Genomic DNA, 22028 nt, shown 5'->3' with positions numbered 1-22028 from the left:
CAATACCCCGCTCCGGTATGTATTCATCAGTTCAAACAAAATTCGTAAAAAACATCAGAGCAGCGATCATCCGTTATTGGAGAATCGTTGCTCTGATGTTATGAACCGGGGGTTGAATACTTTTGTCCGTTACACTTCCTTCTAAATCACCCATCCATTTATAGCTGTACAAAATACAGTTAAACACCTCGCTGATCCCCGTTACCTTCATCCGCCTCCATACTGTTGCACAGAGGGTTGCATTACTCAATTTACTTTTTGGAGCTCGATACCAAAATATCCCCATTCAAGAAATAGGCGTAATCGTCGGTGGTTTCGGTGACCGTTCCCAAGCATGAGTTAACTGCAATGTTGCAGCATAGGTAATCAACGAAACGAATAATGATCCGGACAGTTCAATGATCTGCCCCAGGTCCATTCGTTCCAGTATACCGTGAGCCGTCATCCCGCAAATCGTCATGATAATTCCTCCCGCGCCCACCTTGAATACAATACGAAAGTCAAAATAAAATCCGATCGTTCCTGCCACAGACAAAAAATTCAGCAGTGTCAGCAGTAAAAGCCCCAGTCCGAACCCTATAGCAACCCCTTCGATGCCAATATTAGAACCGAGAACAAAGATCGCAATCACTTCAAAAATATTCGTAAGAATATGGTTCCACATGACGGTTGATGCTTTCCCCAAACCAAGCAAAATCGCTTGCAGGGGTGCTCCAAAATAATAAAGAAAAAATAAGGGGGCAATCAACCTTAGCAGCTCGCCCGCTTCTGGCGAATGATAGATCAAAGTAGTTAATGGTACAGCCCATAAGTACAGGATGATTGTACATGGAAGACCTACAATAAGCGCGGATCGCATAGCCATATCCATCCGACTATGCATAAGCTTGCTATTATTGCTTACACTCGCTTCGCTGATCGCCGGAATTAATGCAGTGGACAACGATTGAGTGAAGAAGCTGGGGAGAAACAACATGGGGAGAGCATATCCCGCTAAAAGTCCGAATTGCTTAGTCGCCATCTCAACCCCCACACCAAACAGGACTAGACTTTTCGTAATCAGCAATGGGAGAAACGCATGATAGAGAGAATGAATAAATCCGCTACCTGTCATCGGTAAGCCGATGCGCAGCAGATCTTTCAACGTACTGTCTCCTTTGGGTGAAAAACTTGAACTAGGCGGTGGGGTGGTTTTGATCTTCCCTCGATTTGCCCATTTGAAGACAGCAAACAAATAGAGCAAACCAAAACCTTCGCCGATCACGGAAGCCGCCATAGCGCCCGCAGCTGCATAAGCAATCCCATAAGGCAGCAAAACGTTGACAACACCGATAATGACAATGATTTGCGCCAAATTCTCAATAATATCGGAAAAGGCCAGCGGGTTCATGTTCTGTTTTCCACGAAAATAACCTTTCAGTACAGCTGACATCGCAATAATTGGAATGATCGGCGTAATAGCGACCATAGCATAATACGCCCGCTGATCGGCTAAAAAAACCGACGCGATCCATTTGGAGCCAAATAGAGCTACTAAAGTTAGTATAATACTCAACGTACCCGTAATACTTAAAGATACTTTGAGAATTCGCTTTACTCGCGCTTCATCCTGCTTAACCTCAGCTTCTGAGACAAGCTTTGAAATCGCAACAGGAAGCCCCAGCTCTGTCAACGTAATAAACAAGGGTAGCAGTGGATGAGCAATCATAAGCAGCCCTACCCCCTCGGCTCCTAAAAAACGTGCCAACAAAACGCCATTCAAAAATCCAAGCCCTTTTGTAAAAAATGACGACACGCTTAAAATGAACGTGCCACGAATAAAGCTTTGTTTACGCATCCCCATTTCTACGCATCTCCACCTATGGTTTGTCCTGGCCCTACTTTCTAACTTATTCGAACAAACACAAGTACATGCTGACAAGTATTTGTAAAGTATATAATATGCAAAAAGCCCGACACACCATAGTTGGTGTACCGGTCAATTTCCTCATATTTTAGTATCCAAAAAAGGAGTCGAAATCCCCCCTACATACTCATGTGCAGCAGTGGAAATGAAATATATGAACCCCCGCAACAATAAGTACAACAAAAAACCGCGAAATATATCGCGGTTTTTAGAAATGAACTATATTTACTATCTATCTAACATTAACGCATGACACCTAGTCGATTTTATTGAATTCAATCCAATCGATCTGCAAGCCTGGTTTGATGAACTCCAATTTCATATCATAAAGACCTGCTTCGAGTTCAACTTTCACAAGCTTTTGTCTGATCCACTGACCTTCAGTACCATTTGTTTGAATGGTTGTCATCAATTGATCATTCACTGATACATTGCACGCACTTTGAGCCAGCTCAGGTTCCGTTGACATGATATGCACCAGGATACGGTATTGACCAGCCTGTTCCACTTTAAAGCTAGTCGATCCTTCTACGACAGGTTTAACCTGTGGATTCTGTGATAAAGATTGAGCTTGTTCTTCAGTAAGTGAAGGATTAGCTTTAAAAAACTCTACAGTTTCTACAATTTCCTGTTTTCTAGAGAATACAGGTGCATTCATGATAAACTCACAAATGTTTATGGCAGAACGTTGGAGCTCTCCACGGGTTAACGTGCCATTTTCCAACGACTCAATGGTGTTATCATTCCATCCGTTAATTTCTGAACCATAGTTAGGTACAACCATATAGAGGTCGTTTTGTGCACGAACCATCCAATTTGTAAATTTCCGATCTGCTGGTCCACCATTAACTACATCATTCATGATCGCCCACCAGTCAGTCATTACAATGCCTTTAAAGCCCCACTCCCCACGAAGAATCGTGGTGTTCAAATCATAATTCGAAGCCGCCCAGTGTCCATTAACTGGATTGTAGGAGGTCATTATAGAATTCGAACCGCCCTGCTTCACGGAGATTTCAAAACCTTTCAAATAAATCTCACGAAGTGCACGTTCAGACACCACGGCGTTTACTTTACTACGATGTTTCTCCTGATTGTTACAAGCGAAATGCTTCATCGTAGCGGTTGAGCCGCCTTTCAAGATACCGCGAGTACACGCAGCAGCAAACACCCCAGAGATCAAAGGATCTTCTGAAAAATACTCAAAGTTACGTCCATTAAGCGGACTGCGTCGGATATTAAGGCCAGGTCCAAGCAAGGAATCCACGTTATTTCTTAACAACTCTTGCCCTTCCATAACATAAAGCTCTTCTACCAAATCCGCATTCCAAGTAGCTGCAAGAAGCGTTCCGATAGCAACTTGAGTCGCCTTTGCTCCGCTGTCCATACGAATCCCTGAAGGACCATCAGCTGTACAAGCCACTGGAATTCCGAGATTAAATAAACTGTCACTTACGCCTCCAAATGCAGAAGCCGTGCCCGGTGTAACTAAAGGACTGCTCATCCCTTCACCACGTACAATTGCAGCCAAATCCTCATCACTGAGCTGTGCAATGAAAGCTTCCATGCTAACCTTCTGTTCATATACGTCTCTTAATTTATATCCTTTATTACCTGTTTGTGAGATCGTCTCTGGAAGATTAGTTTCAATTCGCTCAGCCAACGAAATTTTACGTTTAGGAACTTCAACATAAACAATCTCGTACGAACCGTCCGCCTTCTGAGCACCTGGCATCATTCTCGTAAAGCTTTCTGTAGGCGCGAGCGCTTCTTGCAATTGCTCCACAACTTGAAGAGCTTCAACGACATAGCCGTCTTTACCCTCAACACCGACTGCCACCACTTGTTTAACACTAGTTCCCACATACAAGCGGTACGTTCCTTCTTCGAGAACATAGGCAGAAGCATATCCTGTTACGCCTGCGTCATCATAAGAAGCCATAGAATGAGCTGAGAAACTCACGGTAAGGCGCTGTGCTTCACCTGGTTCAAGAACTTTCGTCTTACCGAATGACACCAGAGCTTTAGCTGGTTTACCAAGCTTACCTTGCGGAGCTTCATAATAGACCTGAACAACCTCTTTACCAGCAAAGGAAGTTCCTGTATTGGTAACGGTTACGCCGATTTCAATGAAAGACTCGCCTTCTTTGGTAATCAATTTGGCTTCTTCTGGCTCGATACTAAAAGTTGTATAAGATAAACCATAACCAAATTCAAATTGAACCTTATCTGGGCAAAATGTCTCGAAATAACGATATCCTACATAGATATCTTCCTGATACAAGTTCGTAAATTCATTGCCGTAATTCTGTGTTGATGGGTAATCATTGATGGAATAAGCGATTGTATCCGTCAGTTTACCACTTGGAGTTACCTCTCCAGACAGCACATCTGCAATCGCATTTCCGCCTTCCATACCACCCTGCCATGAATAAATCACAGTTGAAATCGGATATTTATAGCTTTCATCGTTCATCCAGTTCATATCAATGATGTTGGAGACATTCAGGACAACGATTGTTTGCTCAAAATATGTAGTTACCTGCTTCAGCATTGCCTGTTCATCATTTGTTAATTGGTAGCTGCCCGGTGCATCAGCATTATCCTGATCTTCCCCTGCCGTGCGTCCAATTACAAGAATGGCTTTATTCGATTTGTTTCTAGCTTCGGAAACCAATTCATTGCTCAAAGACATTTCCTTCTGATGCCAAGGTTCTGCAGCCCATGCGCCTCCACCATTATCAAATGGATTCTGTTCAATCCACTTTTCATAGACAGCAGCCAGCTCTTCGTTAACTGTAAAGTTCTTCTTAGTGCGAAGACCATCCAATAAATTGGTCGTATAAGTAACATGGACACTACCGCCGGAACCTGTACCACTGCGATAATAATTCACTTGGGATCTGCCAAAAATCGCAACATTATCGCCTTCGCCAAGCGGAAGTACCTGATTATCATTCTTCACCAGCACCGCACCTTCAGCGGCTACTGTCCGGCTAAATTCTGCAAAACCTTCTAATGGAATTCCCACATTCTGTGTGCTCAACTTATTTCCTCCTGTTGTTCAATTCTATAGGTTGTTTCTTGAAATCTTCAATTCCTTTAATAACATGCTAACAATGCATCTATATCATTATAGTACATTGGAAAACTGGAATATATATAATAATTAACTTTATTAATATAATAATTTTAGTTTGGACCCTTCACTAATTTAATAACGAGTAATTTTGCTGTTGAATGTAAGACCGAAGGAAGAATATGATGTAGCACATATTTCAGGGGCTATATCTATTCCTATTGAAGAATTAGAAGAGAAGCTTGCTTCCTTACCCTCAAATTATGATGTAGTCGCTTATTGTAGAGGACCTTGCTGTTTAATGTCCGTGGAGGCAGTCGAATTAAAAACAAAAGCAAGAAGATTAAGAAGTGTTGCTAGTAAGGCGGAAAATCTAATGTCGACGAAAGTTAGTGATTCTACAAGTATTACAATCAGCCTAAATGGTTACAAAGTTACCTCGTTTCTCCAGAAAAGCAACACCAATTATATCGGAAAACACTATTTATTGTCATCATTTCGCAAATTTTTGGAGGAGCAGGTCTTGCTGCTGCACTTTTTACACTAGGATTGCTGGGGCAGCATTATTTGTTGGACATCTATCTCAAAGATTCGGAAGGCGTAGTGATCTTGCTACTGGATTCTTAATAGGCGGATTAGGAGCAATCGGAGTCGTAATTTCTGCTTTAACTAATAATATTCTACTTTTATTGTTCTCATTGCTTATCTATGGAGCAGGCACTGCAACTAATTTGCAGACACGTTATGCGGGTACAGATTTGGCGGCCCCCACTCAACGAGCAACAGCGATTAGCATCGCGATGGTTTCAACTACATTTGGTGCTGTTGCTGGGCCAAACTTAGTTAATGTAATGGGGAAGTTCACTGAATCTATTGGTGTCCCGACTCTTGCAGGACCGTTCATTCTAGCTGCTGCAGCATACATTGTCGCTAGTTTAATCCTTATAGCTTTGCTTAGACCAGATCCGCTCGTTGTTGCAAAAGCTCTTGCACAGGCACAAAGCTCCACTCCAAGTCATTCTGATCATTCAACAGGAAATGCAGCTTCTATCAACAAAAAGGGCGTTATTATTGGAGCTACAGTAATCAGTAGATGTCTTGATCGCGTTGGCAGAGCATCTGGTGGAGCTTTATCTGGTATGATTTTAGCAAATTCCAGTTACGCCATTTTATCACTTGGTGGAGGCTTCGTTGCATTATTGCTTATTCCAGTCGTTCTTTCGTCTCGAAATTTGAATAACAATAACAAAGGTTGACCTCAAGAAAGATGTGAGATCAACCTTTGACTTTTAATAGTAATGTATTTTAAAAAATAGCGTACATTTCAATCCACAAGTGGGCTAATCGTTATTTGTATAATACTAATTTCACCATGACCGCCCGTGATTCTCAGCGTATTAATAGCACCCGGCAATACATTGACGGTAATATTCGTACGGCCACTAAATTGTTGAGCTCCACCAGTGGAGAGGGCATTAAGGAGCGAGTAATCCTTATCATTGACGTATAAATTCACTTTTGCCAGACGTTCACTCGTAGCATAATGAAGTCCAATGGAAGCTCTGCCGCCCTCTCCTCCCTGTATATTATTGAAAAGAACATAGGAACCCTCTGTTTGTAAGTGGCTCACCACCTGTTGACCTGATTCTAACGTCTGTATTTCTGCTCCTCCAAAAACCATACAATCCGCAGCCGGATATGTCTTAAGATAAGGATTGACTTCCGGTGTAGTTCCAATCGATGAGACGCCCTCTTTTGTCTGAATAACCGGCTTGATCGTACCGTCTTCGTTGAACTCTAGGTAATCGATACACACGCTACGCAGATTACCTTCTCCAGAAATGGACTGATTATGATAGAACAAATACCATTGGTCTTTGAACTCCACCACGGAACCATGAGTTGTTGAACAGCCTGTCGGCTCTAGAAAGATCCCTCTGTACATCCACGGACCAAGCGGATTCTCACTGGTGGCGTATCTCATTCGATTATTGTCTTCTAAGTTATCCGCATAGGTAAGGTAGTAAAGACCGTTTCTTTTGAATACCCAGGCTGCTTCATGAAAATCTTCTAGTCCCTCCATTTCATTCATCCCGTTCTTCAGAGACAACATATCTTCATTCAGTTCCCCGCCAAGACATGTACTCCCTCCGCCGTAATACATATAAGCGCGATCATCTTCGTCCACTAACACACATGGATCGATCAAAGCGAACCCGCCAAGCCCTGGAATATATCCCTGATCGGTAAAATCACTTGCTGGCTTCTTGCTTGTCGCTACCCCAATTTTCCACGAATCATTCCAATTCGAGTCACTCGGATGAGGATAATAGAAATAGTAGGTTCCATTCTTGTACGCACAGTCTGGAGCCCACATGAAACCGCCTTCAGGTCTGCCCCAAGCGACATCGTCCGAACTAAGAATTTCACCTTCATCCACCCAATTCACCATATCTTGAGAGGAAAATACGTGGTATCTGTCCATAAGATCACAGCCTCTGGCTGGATCCATATCATGGGAAGCGTAAATATAAATCTTACCATCACTCCAGACATGAGCTGATGGGTCAGCCGTATAGATGGATGTAATTACAGGATTCAAAGATGTTCTCTTTTTTGATTCGACAATTATATCTTGATTGTTGTTAGACATGATAAGACCTCCTGAAGTATGCTTTTTTGATAGGTTGCTATTCTACTTCTGTTTTGACCATGAGTATTTAGGTTGCCAAGACAGGAGCTTTTTCGCCAGAGCATTACTGACAATAGCCTCTCTATCTTGGAATGTCTTACGCAAGTCTCCTACTTCAGAGTAAAAGCTCTTCAGCAGTTCTTCTGTTGTTCGGTCACTTAATGTATCATCTCCAGTGATGTTCAGGTGGATGGCTCCATTAAGTTCAGCATGAAGAGCGGCTATACAAGCCGTCACTGCATCCCGAATATCAATATAACTCCATAAAATAGGTTTGAACGTCTCCGGTTTTGCTATCGCAAGATGTCGATAATCTCCAGGACCAGTAATCATAGAGAAACGTAGGGATGTCACCTGCATACCGTTTCTCCGGTGAAACATTTCAGCAGTCAGCTCGTTGACGACTTTGGAGAGTCCATAACATTCTTGCGGGAGCTGTGGATGGTCTTCGTCTACCGGAAAATAATGCGGTGAAAAGGGTTGTGGAGCCCAAGCAAATCCGTAGGAAGACTCACTTGAGCCCATTATCACTTTACGAATACCCAAGAGAGAAGCCGCTTCCAGTACATGATAACCAGCCACTGTATTGTTCGCATAAATATAAGAATGTGGATAATGAATTGGAGCAGGTATTGCAGCTAAATGTATGATAGCATCTACGCCTTCAAGCGATCCCACCACTTGCCCGAAATCATTCAGATCGACTTTAATCTGCTTGCAATGAATTCGATCAGACAGATGATTATCTAACGACACAACATCATATTTCTGCTCTTGGAGCATCCCGATTACTTGAGAGCCAAGTTTGCCCCCACCACCAGTAACGGCAATAGTGTTCATTTCAATCTACCTCCTTGATCTGCGGTTATTTTAGTACTGTAATCTAAGGGCGTACCAATGTTCCGTCTGCTTTACGGTCCAGAGGATAAGGCCGGTGATATTGACTAGAACTCCATTGTTCTCTGAGAAGAGATTTAGCCTGCACTTCATCGATATCAATACCTAATCCCGGTTTGTCAGAGGGGTACAGGTACCCACCTTGTCTGACAATATGTCCTGGAAAAGCTTCTAATTCTTCCTGCTTGAAATGATTAATTTCCTGGATGCCGAAGTTCCAGAGTGCCATATCCAGATGAACTGCAGCTGCCTGGTTCACTGGATCATTTTCTCCTCCTTCTTGCCAAGCCGTGCGGACACCGTAGATTTCACCCAATGCGGCTATTTTACGACAGGCACTGATGCCCCCTGCCTTGGAAACTCGTACCCTAATAAAATCAATCAGTTTCTCCTGCATAAGCCCTGTCCATTCCTGCGGGTTCACAAATAACTCACCCACAGCCTGCGGTGTTGCGCTCTGTTGCCGAAGCTGGCGGTACCAACCAATCTGCTCTGGTGCTATTGCATCCTCTAAGTAGAAAAGACTGTAAGGCTCTAAGCGTTTTGAGAGTTGAATCGCACGTATAGGTGAGAGGTGCTCATGAACATCATGAGTGAACTGAACGCCGGATCCAAATTCCACACGAAGCTTCTCGAACATGTCAGGAATGGCATTCAGATAAGCATGCTCGTCAAATACAGGACCACTGCTCCAAGGATGGACAGGAAGCTTCGCTTCCTTCCCGCTGACAAACCCACCGCCGCCGTATCCTCCCATCTGGACACGAATCACTGTGTAACCTTCCTCTATGAATTTATAGACATCTTCCTTGAGCTCTGTGATATCAGCGCCACCAGCATGGCCATAACAAGGGACCGCCGAACGGCAGGCACCTCCCAGAAGCTGATAGACTGGCAGGTTCGCTTCTTTACCTTTGATATCCCACAAGGCCATATCAATACCACCGATAGCCGTATTAAGAATCGCACCGTTTCTCCAATAACCACTCATATGCATAAGATGCCAGAGGTCTTCAATATTTGCCGGATCACGACCCTTTAGAAGTGGTGCAAGCAGTTGCTCAACAACTTGAACTACAGCCTCAGGATTATACAAATCTGATGCGGAACCAATCCCATACAATCCATCCTGATCCGTCGTTACTTTCACAATTGTCCAGCTTCCATCATGTCTGGTGCGGATGCATTCTACTCCTGTTATTTTTGCCATGATTTCACCATCCCCTTTTGTGTCGCTTTTATTTTAATGCAATCATCAACACATCCAAACGGGACGTTATTAAACTTTCCACCGCATTTCTATCCTCTTCCTGTTGATGGGATAGAATGGAACAAAAAACGTCCCAGACTGTCGTAAAACGACAACTTGGGACGCCTTTTTATTAATCAAAAACCCTTATGATAATCACTTCAAATTATAAATCCGATACAGTAGGTCTGTGGTCTCCGCACGTTTCAGCATGCCTTCTGAATTCAGATTGGCGTCACTTCCATGCAATAACTCCGCAGCTTATTTTTTGGTAGCAAGATAAGCGTCTATTTGTTTCTGAGTTTCAGTAATAATTTTATCAAGTCCGTTTTTCTTTTGAGTCTCCACATAATCGGCTACAGCTTTGTTAACATCCTTCACCATACCGTATTCAATCGGTCTGCTGATCTCATCGGTGGCTTGATCGCGTTTAGCTAATTCATTCTTCATAGCATCTTCAGCAATAAACAGACCGTCAATCGGGGAATTCACATTGTACGGCTGATTAGCAAAATCGGCTTCTTTCACCCAGAAATCTTTAGCATAAGTTGTTGTTGGACGCATGTATTGAGGTTTCCAGAACGCCCATTGTCCACCCCACTCCATATAATTACTTGTAGAAGACTGCATGCCTTCCGGATAATCCGCAGCTTCACCATTCAGGACATAGGTTTTGCCTTCGATACCGTATTGCAACAAATCATATAGCGTTTGGTCAGTCTCCACCATATCAAGGAAACGAAGTACCCGATCTGGATTCTTGGAGTTTACATTGATGGCTACAACATTAGCAAGTGCTGTACGGTTGACATACTTTTTGTCTGGATACATGAGCGACATGCCTTGTTTATAGGAAGCATCAGAGAAGCCTGGATCAGCATAAGCCCATTCATGTGATGTTACAGTAAAGAGCAATTTACCGTTTCTCCACTGATCTTCTGCTCCTTCTTTATCAATCATGGCATCTCTGTTGATCAGTTTGTCGTCATACCATTTCTTTGCCAAAAGAGAAGCTTCGAGGAAGAAAGGCTGTTGTTCAACAGATTGAATAGTAATTTTCGGATCACTCAGATAGAAGCCTAAACCATGGAAGTTGAGATCTACCCATTCATCGCGGATATAATACAAAGATAGTGGTGTAGTACGGGAAAGCTTCTCGTTCGGATAAGCTTTTTTCAGCTCACGAAGCAGATTGTCGACATCTTCAATCGTTTGAATAGAATCCGGAGCGATGTTAATGCCTGCTTTTTCAGCCAGATCTGAACGCCATCCAGCAAATTTACGTTCATTCATTTTCATTGTCCATGGAAGTCCTACGATTTGTCCGTTAACCGTTGCAGCTCCTAACGTTCCTTGTTCTACATATTTCTTCTCAAGATTAGGCGCATATTTCGGGAGCAGATCATTTAAGGCCATGTAGGAACCTTTTGCAGCCATTTGTTTATAGGAGAGCCAATCTCCATCAAAGTTCATATCCCAGTTATCCCCGGATGCGGCCATCACGAGCATTTTTTCCTTGAAGTCGCCAAAAGGTATGAAATTTACGGAGAACTTAACGTTTAGGCCTTTGGATTTCACGTAATCACTAATTTTGGACCAAACCTCGTCCGTGGCCGCCTTTTTGTCCCCACCGAAATAGAATTTGAGTGTAACTTCATCTTCACCTTTCGCAGGCTCTGTGTTAGAACCGGTGTTGCCCTTGTTTTGATTCGTTTCATTGGATGAAGTATTTCCGCCACTCGAGCTACATGCGGACATAATCAGTCCTAGCAATAGCATTGCTATCAGGACGATCTGAAATCTACCCATGCGTTTGCGCATCCTAATCTCCCCTTTTACCTTTAATTTATACTATACGACTTAAGTCGACATAGTTAACCTTTAACTGCTCCAACCATAAGACCTTTAACGAAATAACGTTGCAGGAATGGATACAAGAAAATAATAGGTCCAATGGTTATAACTGTTAGCGCCATTTTGATAGACTCGGAAGGAATCTGAGCTGAAATCCGCTGCATCGCTGCCGCATTTCCAGAGTTCTTCAAGAAATCGACATTAGAGATCAATGTACGCAGAAGGAGTTGCAGTGGTTGAAGCTCTTGCTTATCGACGAACATTAACCCGAGGAACCAGTCGTTCCAATACCCGAGTGCTACGAACAAGCCAACAGTCGCTAGAACTGGTAGAGCCAGTGGCATGATCAGCCTAGAATAGATTCTGAATTCACCTGCACCGTCCATTTTGGCCGACTCATGCAGATCCTCTGGAATAGAGAGCATAAAGTTTCGAATAAGAAACATATTGAAGGCATTCCCCAGCGATGGAAGAATAAGCGCCCATATCGTATCTTTCAAATGCAGGTATCTGACGATAACGATATACCAGGGAACCAGTCCCCCACTGAAGAGCATCGTGATAATGACAAAGATTGAAAGAATATTCCTATATTTAAAAGAACGTCTTGCCATTACATAAGCGCCCATGCTCGTTAAGAAGAGCGACAAAATAGTTCCGACAACAGTGACGAATGTGCTGACCCCGTACGCTTCAAAGATTCGATTGGAGCCAAGAAGCAAAATGCGATAGGAATCGAACGTTATCGTCTTCGGCCATATAGAATAGCCGTACTGCATAATATCTTTTTCCGTACTAAGTGAGCCTGAGATCACCATGAGGAACGGGAACAGGCAGGTCAGACTGAATAGGCCGATAACCAGAGCGATTAGAAACTGGCTGAAAGAGAATTTTCTTGCTGACATCGTGTGGGATGACCTCCTTAAAGTTAGATGAGCTTGGCTTTAGAATATCGCTGAGTCTTTGTCGATTTTGCGTGCCGCATAGTTACTCCCAAGGACTAAGAAGAAGGCAACAAAGGACTGTAGAAAGCCCGCAGCGGAAGCCATCCCAATATCACCAGATTTTCGCAGGCTCCGATAGACAAAGGTGTCAATAACATCTGTGGTCGGAAAGAGTAGAGAAGCGTCACCTACCATGGCGTAGAACATCCCAAAATCAGCATTCATAATTCTACCTACTGCTAGTAGCGTCAGGATGATAATCGTTGGCCGCAGCATAGGAATACTGATGTACCTGATCTGCTGCCATCTAGATGCTCCATCAATGGAAGCAGCTTCATAATAAGAACTGTCAATAGAGGTTAACGCGGCCAAATAGATAATTGTGCCATAGCCAGTGATTTTCCAGCGGGCAGCAATGGTTAAGATTGCCGGCCACAGCTCGGCCCTACTATAGAAGTCAATCGGTTGAAGATTTAGGTACTCTAGGAAGCGATTTATCGCTCCGTTCTCATAGTTCATCAGATTATAAGCGAATACACCTACAACAATCCATGAGATAAAGAACGGTAAAAAGGTCAAGGATTGCGTAATTCGTTTGAAATACTTATTGCGCATTTCATTCAATAGGAGAGCAAACCCAACTTCAAAAACGAGCCCTATTGCTATAAAGAGAGCATTTAATAGGATCGTGTTGCGGATGGCCCGGAATGCCACCGGAGAAGAGAATACATAGTCAAAGTTGCTGAACAGCGGGTCCATCCAATCACTTCCAAAAATCCCTTTGGAGAAATCAAAATTCTTGAAGGCGATTACAAGACCAGCCAGCGGTAGATAGTTAAAGAGCAAGAACAGTACCCCGACGGGTAAGAACATGAGCAGCAAGGTGCGATTTTTGTACAGTTCCTTGAACACTCCGTTTAGTTTCATATCGATTTCCCTTTCGCTGTTTGGATAAATTAATTGTAAAAGAGTGAATGTGCACTTACTATGAGTCAATCTTGCACTTTGTTGATTCATTTTTATCCTGATCCACGAGATATCCAATTTCCTGTGTAAAAATAAAAGTAGCGATTCTCTTAGATGCGAGAATCGCTACTTTATAAGACTTTTAACGATTTGATTGAGTCAGACCATTAACGGGCCTCATCTGTTTTGGACAATTCTTCGTCTACCTTCATAGGGTGTCGCAATAAAATACGGGTCCCTCCTTGTGCTCCTATCTGAATCTGTAGCTTATAGTCAGACCCAAAATACAGCTTCAGACGGTCGTTCACATTGCGCAAGCCCACACCTCTCCGAGTAGTTGTATACATTTCCTCCTCAGGATCTTCATAATCCAGCTCGTCAATGATACTTTGTGGAATGCCTTTTCCATTATCTGCAATCTCGATGATCATATCTTCCTTTTCACGTCTAGCGGACACAATGATTTTCCCCTTCTCGAAGTCAGTCCGCACACTATGTTGGATTGCATTTTCTACTAGAGGTTGTAGCAGCAGGCGAAGGAATGGAAAATCCAGCAAATCTTCATCTATGGAATATAAAATCCGGATTGTTTTGCCCATTCGGGCCTGTTCAATCAGCACATAAGCTTTAACTTGCTCAATCTCACGCCGCAGCGTGGTAATCTCCTTTCCTTGATTCAGGCTGAGCCGAAGTAGATTTCCCAGTGCAGATACCATTTCACTAATGTCGCTGCGGCCATGATTTTCTGCCTTCCACCGAATAGATTCAAGCGTATTATAGAGAAAATGTGGGTTGATCTGGTGGCTGAGCACCTGAAACTCCAAAGCCTTCTTCTTTCGCTCGGAACGCCACGCTTCCTGGATCAATACGTCAATCCGCTGTACAAGACTTCCGACGCCTCGATACAACCAGCCTACTTCATCTGTTCTTGACGAAGTCAACGCTTCTGTCTGAAAATTGCCCTCCTCCATTCTCCGCATAAGCCTTACCAGACGTGCGATAGGCTGGGTGAAATACACCGTAATGTAAAAAACAACGGCAAAGCAGCAGACGAGATAAATAAACAGAAAGATGATTAGCAGACGTGTCATTTCATCACTTGTTCCAGTCAGTTCCTTCAATAACGTCAGACTGACAATCGCCCAAGGCTCACTGTCTAAGCTGACATAAGTAGTAAGATACTTGTGTCCATCAATCTTGATCGTTTGTGAACCCGCCGGATTTTTTTGAAGATGGGTAATGAACGAATTCGAAGGAAATCGTGTGCCGGCCCATTCATTGGATGATGAGTCATAATAAATAGTACCGTCACGATTCATGAGTAGCAGCTTCTGATTCTTCAATTGCTCAGTGGGTGAGAAGTAACGCTTCAAATGATCCTCTGAAACTTCTGTAACGACCATACCTCGGGGCTCACGGTCATAGAGTCCTGAGAAACGCTTGATATATCCTAGCAGAGGGCGGCCATATTTGCCTTGCTGTGGCATAAATAACTCCCACATTGGACCTACAGTCCCTTGTGACCGCGTAAACCATTCCTCTGAAGTTATATTCGCCGCTTCTCCCAATGTATTCATATAAGAAGGATACAGCGAAGGATTTATTGGATATACTCGCACTCGGAAAGCATCGATTTGTGGAGTGGCCTGATAGAGCACGGTAAGTAGATTTACAGTAAAATCCTCTTCTTCAGCAGGATTGGCGGGCGGATCAATCAGTAAATCTTGTACACGTTTATTGCCGATAAGAGTGTTGACCTGATCATTAAGTGTATTAAGATAAATCTCAAAATTTTTAGCTGCTTGCTGAAGGTAGCTCAGTGAGATCTTAGTGTTCGTATTCGTGATGCCTTCAATAGACTTAATATGCGCAAAGTAAGCAAAGATGAGAAAAGGCACAATAATAATCATAAAAAATACCAATATGATACGGTTCCTTAACGATGCGCCTAGACGCAGAGTGAAACGATTCATAACAATCCCCCAATCCTTACATGTCGACAATAATCCCCGCAATAATTTGCGATCCACTCATTGTGGCAAAAAATGCATTTTATACAATTAGGCTGTAGCATTCATCATCTTATGGAAAAGAGGAATCGTATTGACTGGAGCTAGTAAAACCGTTGTACATGTCATCTCTCATACTCACTGGGATAGAGAATGGTATATGCCCTATGAAGCTCATCACGTTAAGCTTATCGAAACTATAAATTCTTTGATTGAGACGTTTGAATCCGACCCGGATTTTAAGAGCTTTTATCTAGATGGACAAACCATAGTAGTGGAAGATTATTTGCAGGTTTATCCTGAGAAGCGTGAAATCATCCAGAGATTATGCGATGCTGGCAAGCTCTCTCTTGGGCCGTGGTATATTCTTCAAGACGAATTTCTGACAAGCGGTGAAGCTAATGTTCGCAATCTGCAAATCGGACATCGTGATGCAAGGACATTCGGTCCCATCTCTAAGATCGGCTATTTCCCGGATTCTTTTGGCAATATGGGCCAAGCTGCACAGATTCTTCAGCAAGCTGGAATCGATACAGCCATCTTCGGCAGGGGTGTGAAAGCTACTGGTTTCAACAATCGCGTGGTAGATGCCTCTGATCAGGAATCTCCTTACTCTGAGCTGATCTGGCAATCTCCTGACGGCTCCAAAGTGCTCGGTATTCTCTTTGCGAATTGGTACAACAATGGCATGGAAATTCCTGTTGATTCTGATACTGCTAAAAGCTACTGGGACCATCGCCTTGCACGTACCAGACAATATGCTTCCACCCGACATTTACTGCTTATGAATGGATGTGATCACCAGCCCATCCAAACCGATCTTTCTGAAGCTTTACGTGTTGCGCGTGAATTATATCCAGACTGTGATTTCATTCATTCTAACTATGATGATTATGTAAAAGCCGTTAAAAATGAGCTTCCCGATGACCTAACCCTTACTACAGGGGAGCTGCGCGGGCAACATACAGACGGCTGGTACTCACTAGTAAATACTGCTTCAGCGAGGGTATACATCAAGCAGCTCAATCAACAGAACCAGACTCTTCTAGAAAAAATAGCTGAACCGCTAGCCGCTATCGCACATGGATTAGGCAAAGCTTATCCGCACGGTCTAATGCAATATGCCTGGAAGACGCTCATGCAGAACCATCCGCATGACAGTATTTGCGGCTGCAGTGTAGATGAAGTCTACCATGAGATGAAGACTCGGTTTGCAAAAAGCATGGAGGTCGGATCAGCCCTCATCACTGACAGTGCCAGATTCATTAGTGCTAAGGTCGACACCTCTATCTTCGCATCATTTGGAGAAGACGCCACTACATTCGTAGTTTATAATACTAGCGGCTATTCTAGTAGCAGCGTTGTGACCTTGGAAATTGAGTGGTCTCATCGTTTCTTCAATCAAAGTGAAGACCCAAGTGCCGTGTTCAAGCAAGTCTATGACAGAACGCATGGCGAGGGCTACCTGGTCAATTCCCAAGGTGATCGATTAGACTGCACTGTTGAAGATCTGGGAGTACGCTTCGGTTACGAGCTGCCAAACGATAGATTTAGACAGCCTTATATGGCGCATGCATTACGGCTAACCTTTGAGGCAAAATCGCTTCCTGCCCTTGGACTGGCAACTTTTGCTTGGATTCCCGCAAAGGACACAACGATATCGAAATCTTCAAGTGACACACTGATTACCGATGACTTCACTATAGAGAATGAATTTCTTCGAGTCATTGTGGCACAAGACGGCAGCTTTTCTATGTTCGACAAAAGCAGCGATGAGCTGTACAGCGGTCTTGGTGTGTACGAGGATGTCGGCGACATAGGTAATGAATACATTTTCAAACAACCAGAAGGTGATTTAGCCATTACTACACGCGGCATCCCTGCTGAGATTCGCTTAACGGAGAATACCCCTTACAGAGCTGCTTTTGAAATCAGACACACCCTAGAAATTCCGGCATCAGCCGATGAACAGTTACAGCAGGAAGTAGAAACCATGGTTGAGTTCCGGCAGCGGAAGTCGGTCCGGTCTCAGCAGCTTGTCCCTCTAAATATTGTGACTCGTATCAGTCTAGAGCGTGAAAGTCATGCATTGCAAGTGCAGACTCGAATCGACAACACCGCCAAGGATCACCGTCTACGTGTTCTGCTGCCAACTGGTATTAAGACGGCGCTTCATTACGCAGATTCCGTCTTTGAAGTCGCTGAGCGAGAAACCATACCTGCACCGGAATGGGAGAACCCAAGCAATTGTCAGCATATGCAGGCGTTCGTGGATGTACATGCCGATGGACGCGGCTTGACCGCAGCCGGTAAAGGTCTTAATGAGTACGAGGTGTTGCAGGATGATGAAGGTACAATCGCCCTAACACTCCTTCGTTCCATAGGAGAACTTGGCGACTGGGGCGTCTTTCATACCCCTGATGCTCAGTGCCTTGGCGTTAATGTAGCAGAGTGGAGCCTTATCCCACATGGCGGAGGTGACAACCGCTTCGCGGCCTACCGTGAAGCCTATCGTTATGCTGTTCCCGTCACCACTGCTCAGACCGGTATTCATGAAGGAACACTTCCTCCTGTGCACAGTTTTCTGGCATGGGATGGTAAAGAAATGGCTTTTTCCAGTTTAAAAATCAATGAAGATAATGGAGATTTAATGGCACGCTGGTACAATCTTGCTTACACGCCTTCGAATTTGAGTATTAATACCCGAGAAAGCTCCCTGCTATACCACAGTAATATCATGGAAGAAATGACCTCCGAGGTTCAGACACAGCCGATTCCTGTATGTAAGGCTGGGATTGTAACTATAGGAATCACGCCACTATAAATACTTGCATAGATCCAGGGTGCCAGGTTCTTCCGAACCTGAGCAACCTGGATTCTTTATTCTTCAGCAATTCCAAGCTGTCTTCTGAAATCCTTAGGGGTGCAGCCTACCTGTTTCTTGAAAAGCTTTGAGAAATGCACCGGGTCTTTGTAGCCGACCTGATAGGAGATTTGATAAATTTTAAACTGCACATCGTATAGCATTTCTTTTGCCTTTTTAATGCGAATATCTGTTAAGTATTCAAGAAAGGTCATATGCAGTTCTTTCTTAAATAACTTACTAAGCCAAACAGGAGTTACGTGAACCGCAGAAGCTACAATTTGCAGCGTTAGGCTTTCAGCATAATCACGGTGTAAGATCTTCTCAGCTTCGCTAACAATTTGGCTAGGTGTATGCGAAAGCTTACGAAAGTCTGCAGCAATCTCATGCAGAAAGACCTCTGTTTGTTCACGAAGCGCCTGCAGGGTATCGTATTGCTCCAACAGCTCCCAAACTGCGATCGGATTATTTTTCCAATTCTTAAGAACGGTTCCCTCCGCTCCTCGCCGGAACACTTCGAACAGCCATTCAAAAATTTTCTGCTGGATATCCCTAAGTTGTGTAAGCTGCCACGACTGTATCATCTCGATAAAGGTATCCATCGCTCTTGTTATATCTTCATCCGAACCATATCGAACTAAATCAAGCATTTCATCCGGGTTCTGAAGTGACAAGTTATCACTCTCCCCGTCGTAAAATAGCCCTTGCTCAGTGAATAATCTGTTGCCCCCATAAACCGCCTTTTGCTCCATTACGCTCACAGCCTCAGAATACATATGGTGCAAGTTTCTTGTATTGCCCGGTTTAGTCAGCATTCCTGCACTAGCAGTGATTTTGACAAAATCATTGATTCTTTGAATGAAAAGCTGTGCCATGCCCTGTGCGATATCCGTCTGCTCATGAGAAAGACTTCCAAGCACGATAATCCAGCGGTTATAACGGTCCTTATAGAGAGCAGAAGGATGGGCGTATTCCTCTTCAAGCGTCTGATGTAACACATTACTGATCCCGAATAGAATCAGTTCCTTCTCATGCGGATTCTTATTCTCTATCGCTTTTAAATTATCAGCCTCAACGACAATCAACATCGTAGGCTCCTTCAGCATCCATTCAAGCTCCAATGTTTGAAGACGGTGGTATCTACGCATTTCAAGATTAGGATCATAAACCTGTTCAATCATTTCCTTTAATAATTCCTCGCGCATTTTGGAGATGGCGAAGACCGCCTGATTCTTAAGCATCTGCCGGTTACGATGATCCATCTTCATTTTATTGATGTTCTCTATCGATTTATCCACCATTTTACCTAGTTCATCCAAATTAATTGGTTTCAAAATATAATCGCATACCCCTATTTTCATGGCCTGCTTGACCAGTTCAAAATCATCATAACCACTTACAATAATCTTCTCAGGCTTATAGTCCTCTTCGGCAGATAAGGCGCTAAGGAATTCCAGACCAGACATGCGGTTCATCTTGATATCTGTAATAATCAGAGCGGGCCTGATCTCAAGTGCCGTACGTAAGGCCACATCACCATCATCCGCAACAAGAACCTCTGTAATATTGTAATCCTCCCAATGAAAGCGATTCCGCAATCCTTCACGAATCTCATATTCATCATCCACTATAAGTACACTAAGCATCTGATCTCCCTCCTGATTCACTTGGATGTACAACTGTTTCTTTTGGAGATTATAGTCTTTAATTTCATAGTACTCGACACGAGTTAGGATTGCACGGAGGTAATCCATAACTTTTATAGGGGGATATTAAATTGCTTTTTTAAATGTGCAGCGTTTGTAAAATAATACAAAAAAGCCGACAGATAAACTCTGTCGACTTCCCCCATTTCTTCATTTTAATTAAAGTTCAACGATTTTCGTAGCAACATTGTTGCAAAATTCCCGATCATGCTCCACAAAAACAAGAGTTGGCGTGTATTCAAGCAACAGCTCTTCAATTTGCATACGTGAAATGACATCAATAAAATTAAGCGGTTCATCCCAAATGTACAAATGAGCTTTCTCACTAAGGCTTTTGGCAATCAGCACTTTTTTCTTTTGACCACCACTATAAGTGGATATGTCTTTATCAAATTGGATTCTAGAAAAATCAAGCTTTCGTAGAATAGATTTAAACAGACTTTCATCGATTCCGTTGTCTCTGGCATAATCCGTTAGATTCCCCTGAAGATTAGAGGTGTCTTGGGATACGTAGGAAATGATAAGCTGATTATCCTTTGTGAGAGTGCCTGTGAAATCTATATCCTCATCACACATCAATTTGATGACACTTGATTTACCTGAGCCGTTTTTACCCGCCAGAGCAATACGCTCACCCTGCTCGATAGTGAAGCTTACGTCAGAACATACCTTTTTTTCACCGTAAAAAATCGAAATATTGTCTAGCTCAGCAAGTTGACGTTTATGATAGTCAAGCTGTGTAATCTCTAGATTCTCAGAATTTTCGATATTTTTAAGAAGCTTAGACTTTTCGTTGATCGCAGAATTTTGTCTTTGCTCAATGGCTTTAGAGCGTTTCATCATTTTAGCGGCCTTGTGTCCAATGTAGCCTTTATCGACCTTTGAGCCGGAATTTCTCGTTCCGTTTTTTGTTTTTTCCACTTCATGTGACCAGTTGCCTGTCCGTTTAGAAGAAGCAGATAAGCGTTTAATATCTCTTCTGAGTTTCTCGTCCTCTGCCAGCTCAAAGTTATCTTGTCTGACTTTATTCTCCCACCAGCTTGAAAAATTGCCTTTTTGAATTTCTATATTCGTCTTATTTATAGACAAAATATGGTCTACACAATTATCAAGAAAAGATCTGTCATGAGAGACCAGAATATATCCACTTTTCGTATTGAGATAATCACTGACCAGCTTTCTTGCCGTCATGTCTAAATGATTGGTAGGTTCATCGATCAACAGGAAGCTATTTTCCTTAATGAAGAGAGTGGCTAACAGCACTTTCGTCTGCTCTCCGTTAGACAATGAGTCAAAGGGCCGATATAACACATCTTCAGAAACCTTTAATAATGAAAGTTCACGCATTAATTTCCAATGAATATAATCCGGAAAAATTTCGCTGATCACATCAATTGTATTAAGCGCCTTGTTATCCACCTGAAAAGGAAAATATTCAAAAGTGACATGGGCAGAAATATTTCCGCTGTATTCATATTTTCCAAGCAATAAACTCAGAAAGGTGGTCTTTCCTCTACCGTTTCTTCCGGTAAATCCTAATTTCCAATCAGTATCGATTTGAAAGTTTACATTCTCAAAGATGTTATCGTAGCTGCCCTCATAGGCAAAGGTTAGATTTGTAACATTTATTAATGACATATAAGTATCCTCCTGTATGAAAAAAATAAAAGCCACAAGAAAGTTACTTTCTTGTGACTCAAATAAATACAGCAAATCTAGCCCCAAATGGAGTTAGATAAGGATATATTGTTCGAGTGAAAAGAAGTAGTAACTTTCTTGCATACAAAAAATAAAACAAACGAAATAAACCGTTTTTGTTGTTTTATTCATCATGTGTCGCAAGAATAATTACTACACTATACT

The 22028-nt window shown here is 42.9% G+C and carries 13 protein-coding genes and 2 pseudogenes; 3 read left to right on the top strand and 12 right to left on the bottom strand.

Features of this window, described 5'->3' with window-relative positions; all coding sequences use genetic code 11:
• Window positions 1-73: 73 nt before the first annotated feature.
• The 3 genes from MKY99_RS14390 to MKY99_RS14380 all read right to left on the bottom strand — a co-directional run bounded on the left by MKY99_RS14390 (window position 74) and on the right by MKY99_RS14380 (window position 4952).
• Window positions 74-286, bottom strand: coding sequence for a hypothetical protein (locus tag MKY99_RS14390; protein WP_339271248.1), 213 nt, complete (start codon window positions 284-286; stop codon window positions 74-76).
• Complete coding sequence (gene spoVB, locus MKY99_RS14385) at window positions 287-1843, bottom strand: stage V sporulation protein B (protein ID WP_339271246.1); 1557 nt, start codon at window positions 1841-1843, stop codon at window positions 287-289.
• 319 nt (window positions 1844-2162) lie between these two features.
• A complete protein-coding gene (locus MKY99_RS14380) occupies window positions 2163-4952 on the bottom strand; it encodes a glycoside hydrolase family 3 C-terminal domain-containing protein (RefSeq protein WP_339271244.1) in 2790 nt (929 codons plus the stop codon).
• A gap of 181 nt (window positions 4953-5133) precedes the next feature.
• On the opposite strand from MKY99_RS14380, the pseudogene MKY99_RS14375 reads away from it, so the two are divergent.
• Both MKY99_RS14375 and MKY99_RS14370 read left to right on the top strand, forming a co-directional pair.
• Window positions 5134-5310, top strand: a pseudogene (locus MKY99_RS14375) (rhodanese-like domain-containing protein); the annotation flags it as partial.
• An 89-nt stretch (window positions 5311-5399) separates the two neighbouring features.
• Window positions 5400-6241 (top strand): annotated as a pseudogene (locus MKY99_RS14370) (MFS transporter); the annotation flags it as partial.
• Between the two features lie 68 nt (window positions 6242-6309).
• Here MKY99_RS14370 and MKY99_RS14365 read toward each other — a convergent pair.
• The 7 genes from MKY99_RS14365 to MKY99_RS14335 form a co-directional block, all read right to left on the bottom strand.
• Window positions 6310-7638 carry a family 43 glycosylhydrolase gene (locus MKY99_RS14365; RefSeq protein ID WP_339271242.1) on the bottom strand — a complete coding sequence of 443 codons (1329 nt, stop codon included), beginning with the start codon at window positions 7636-7638 and terminating at the stop codon, window positions 6310-6312.
• A gap of 42 nt (window positions 7639-7680) precedes the next feature.
• The gene (locus tag MKY99_RS14360) at window positions 7681-8517 is read right to left on the bottom strand and encodes an NAD(P)-dependent oxidoreductase (RefSeq protein WP_339271240.1); all 837 of its coding nucleotides are present in this window, start codon (window positions 8515-8517) and stop codon (window positions 7681-7683) included.
• A 43-nt stretch (window positions 8518-8560) separates the two neighbouring features.
• Window positions 8561-9784 carry an enolase C-terminal domain-like protein gene (locus MKY99_RS14355; RefSeq protein ID WP_339271238.1) on the bottom strand — a complete coding sequence of 408 codons (1224 nt, stop codon included), beginning with the start codon at window positions 9782-9784 and terminating at the stop codon, window positions 8561-8563.
• Window positions 9785-10084: 300 nt separating this feature from the next.
• Window positions 10085-11644 carry an extracellular solute-binding protein gene (locus MKY99_RS14350; RefSeq protein ID WP_339271236.1) on the bottom strand — a complete coding sequence of 520 codons (1560 nt, stop codon included), beginning with the start codon at window positions 11642-11644 and terminating at the stop codon, window positions 10085-10087.
• A gap of 53 nt (window positions 11645-11697) precedes the next feature.
• The gene (locus tag MKY99_RS14345; protein WP_339271234.1) at window positions 11698-12582 is read right to left on the bottom strand and encodes a carbohydrate ABC transporter permease; all 885 of its coding nucleotides are present in this window, start codon (window positions 12580-12582) and stop codon (window positions 11698-11700) included.
• A gap of 39 nt (window positions 12583-12621) precedes the next feature.
• Window positions 12622-13548, bottom strand: coding sequence for an ABC transporter permease subunit (locus MKY99_RS14340; protein WP_042188121.1), 927 nt, complete (start codon window positions 13546-13548; stop codon window positions 12622-12624).
• 206 nt (window positions 13549-13754) lie between these two features.
• On the bottom strand, window positions 13755-15560 hold the full coding sequence (locus MKY99_RS14335; RefSeq protein WP_339271233.1) for a sensor histidine kinase: 1806 nt from the start codon (window positions 15558-15560) through the stop codon (window positions 13755-13757).
• Between the two features lie 130 nt (window positions 15561-15690).
• On the opposite strand from MKY99_RS14335, the gene MKY99_RS14330 reads away from it, so the two are divergent.
• Window positions 15691-18420 carry an alpha-mannosidase gene (locus MKY99_RS14330; protein ID WP_339271231.1) on the top strand — a complete coding sequence of 910 codons (2730 nt, stop codon included), beginning with the start codon at window positions 15691-15693 and terminating at the stop codon, window positions 18418-18420.
• Between the two features lie 56 nt (window positions 18421-18476).
• On the opposite strand, the gene MKY99_RS14325 is transcribed toward MKY99_RS14330, so the two are convergent.
• Together MKY99_RS14325 and MKY99_RS14320 are read right to left on the bottom strand one after the other, a co-directional pair.
• Window positions 18477-20213 (bottom strand): response regulator, encoded by a 1737-nt coding sequence (locus tag MKY99_RS14325; RefSeq protein ID WP_339271230.1) that lies wholly within the window; start codon window positions 20211-20213, stop codon window positions 18477-18479.
• Between the two features lie 111 nt (window positions 20214-20324).
• Window positions 20325-21803 (bottom strand): Lsa family ABC-F type ribosomal protection protein, encoded by a 1479-nt coding sequence (locus MKY99_RS14320; RefSeq protein WP_339271228.1) that lies wholly within the window; start codon window positions 21801-21803, stop codon window positions 20325-20327.
• Window positions 21804-22028: the final 225 nt, after the last annotated feature.

It is taken from the genome of Paenibacillus sp. FSL R5-0470 (genome assembly GCF_037975205.1).
Lineage (GTDB): Bacteria > Bacillota > Bacilli > Paenibacillales > Paenibacillaceae > Paenibacillus_AQ.
This window is presented reverse-complemented; position numbering and strand designations above follow the sequence as displayed.

Coding starts and splice junctions, on each gene's coding strand:
- MKY99_RS14390 (WP_339271248.1), bottom strand. CDS start 286: ATGGGGATATTTTGGTATCGAGCTCCAAAAAGTAAATTGAGTAATGCA.
- spoVB (WP_339271246.1), bottom strand. CDS start 1,843: ATGGGGATGCGTAAACAAAGCTTTATTCGTGGCACGTTCATTTTAAGC.
- MKY99_RS14365 (WP_339271242.1), bottom strand. CDS start 7,638: ATGTCTAACAACAATCAAGATATAATTGTCGAATCAAAAAAGAGAACA.
- MKY99_RS14360 (WP_339271240.1), bottom strand. CDS start 8,517: ATGAACACTATTGCCGTTACTGGTGGTGGGGGCAAACTTGGCTCTCAA.
- MKY99_RS14355 (WP_339271238.1), bottom strand. CDS start 9,784: ATGGCAAAAATAACAGGAGTAGAATGCATCCGCACCAGACATGATGGA.
- MKY99_RS14350 (WP_339271236.1), bottom strand. CDS start 11,644: ATGCGCAAACGCATGGGTAGATTTCAGATCGTCCTGATAGCAATGCTA.
- MKY99_RS14345 (WP_339271234.1), bottom strand. CDS start 12,582: ATGTCAGCAAGAAAATTCTCTTTCAGCCAGTTTCTAATCGCTCTGGTT.
- MKY99_RS14340 (WP_042188121.1), bottom strand. CDS start 13,548: ATGAAACTAAACGGAGTGTTCAAGGAACTGTACAAAAATCGCACCTTG.
- MKY99_RS14335 (WP_339271233.1), bottom strand. CDS start 15,560: ATGAATCGTTTCACTCTGCGTCTAGGCGCATCGTTAAGGAACCGTATC.
- MKY99_RS14325 (WP_339271230.1), bottom strand. CDS start 20,213: ATGGATTACCTCCGTGCAATCCTAACTCGTGTCGAGTACTATGAAATT.
- MKY99_RS14320 (WP_339271228.1), bottom strand. CDS start 21,803: ATGTCATTAATAAATGTTACAAATCTAACCTTTGCCTATGAGGGCAGC.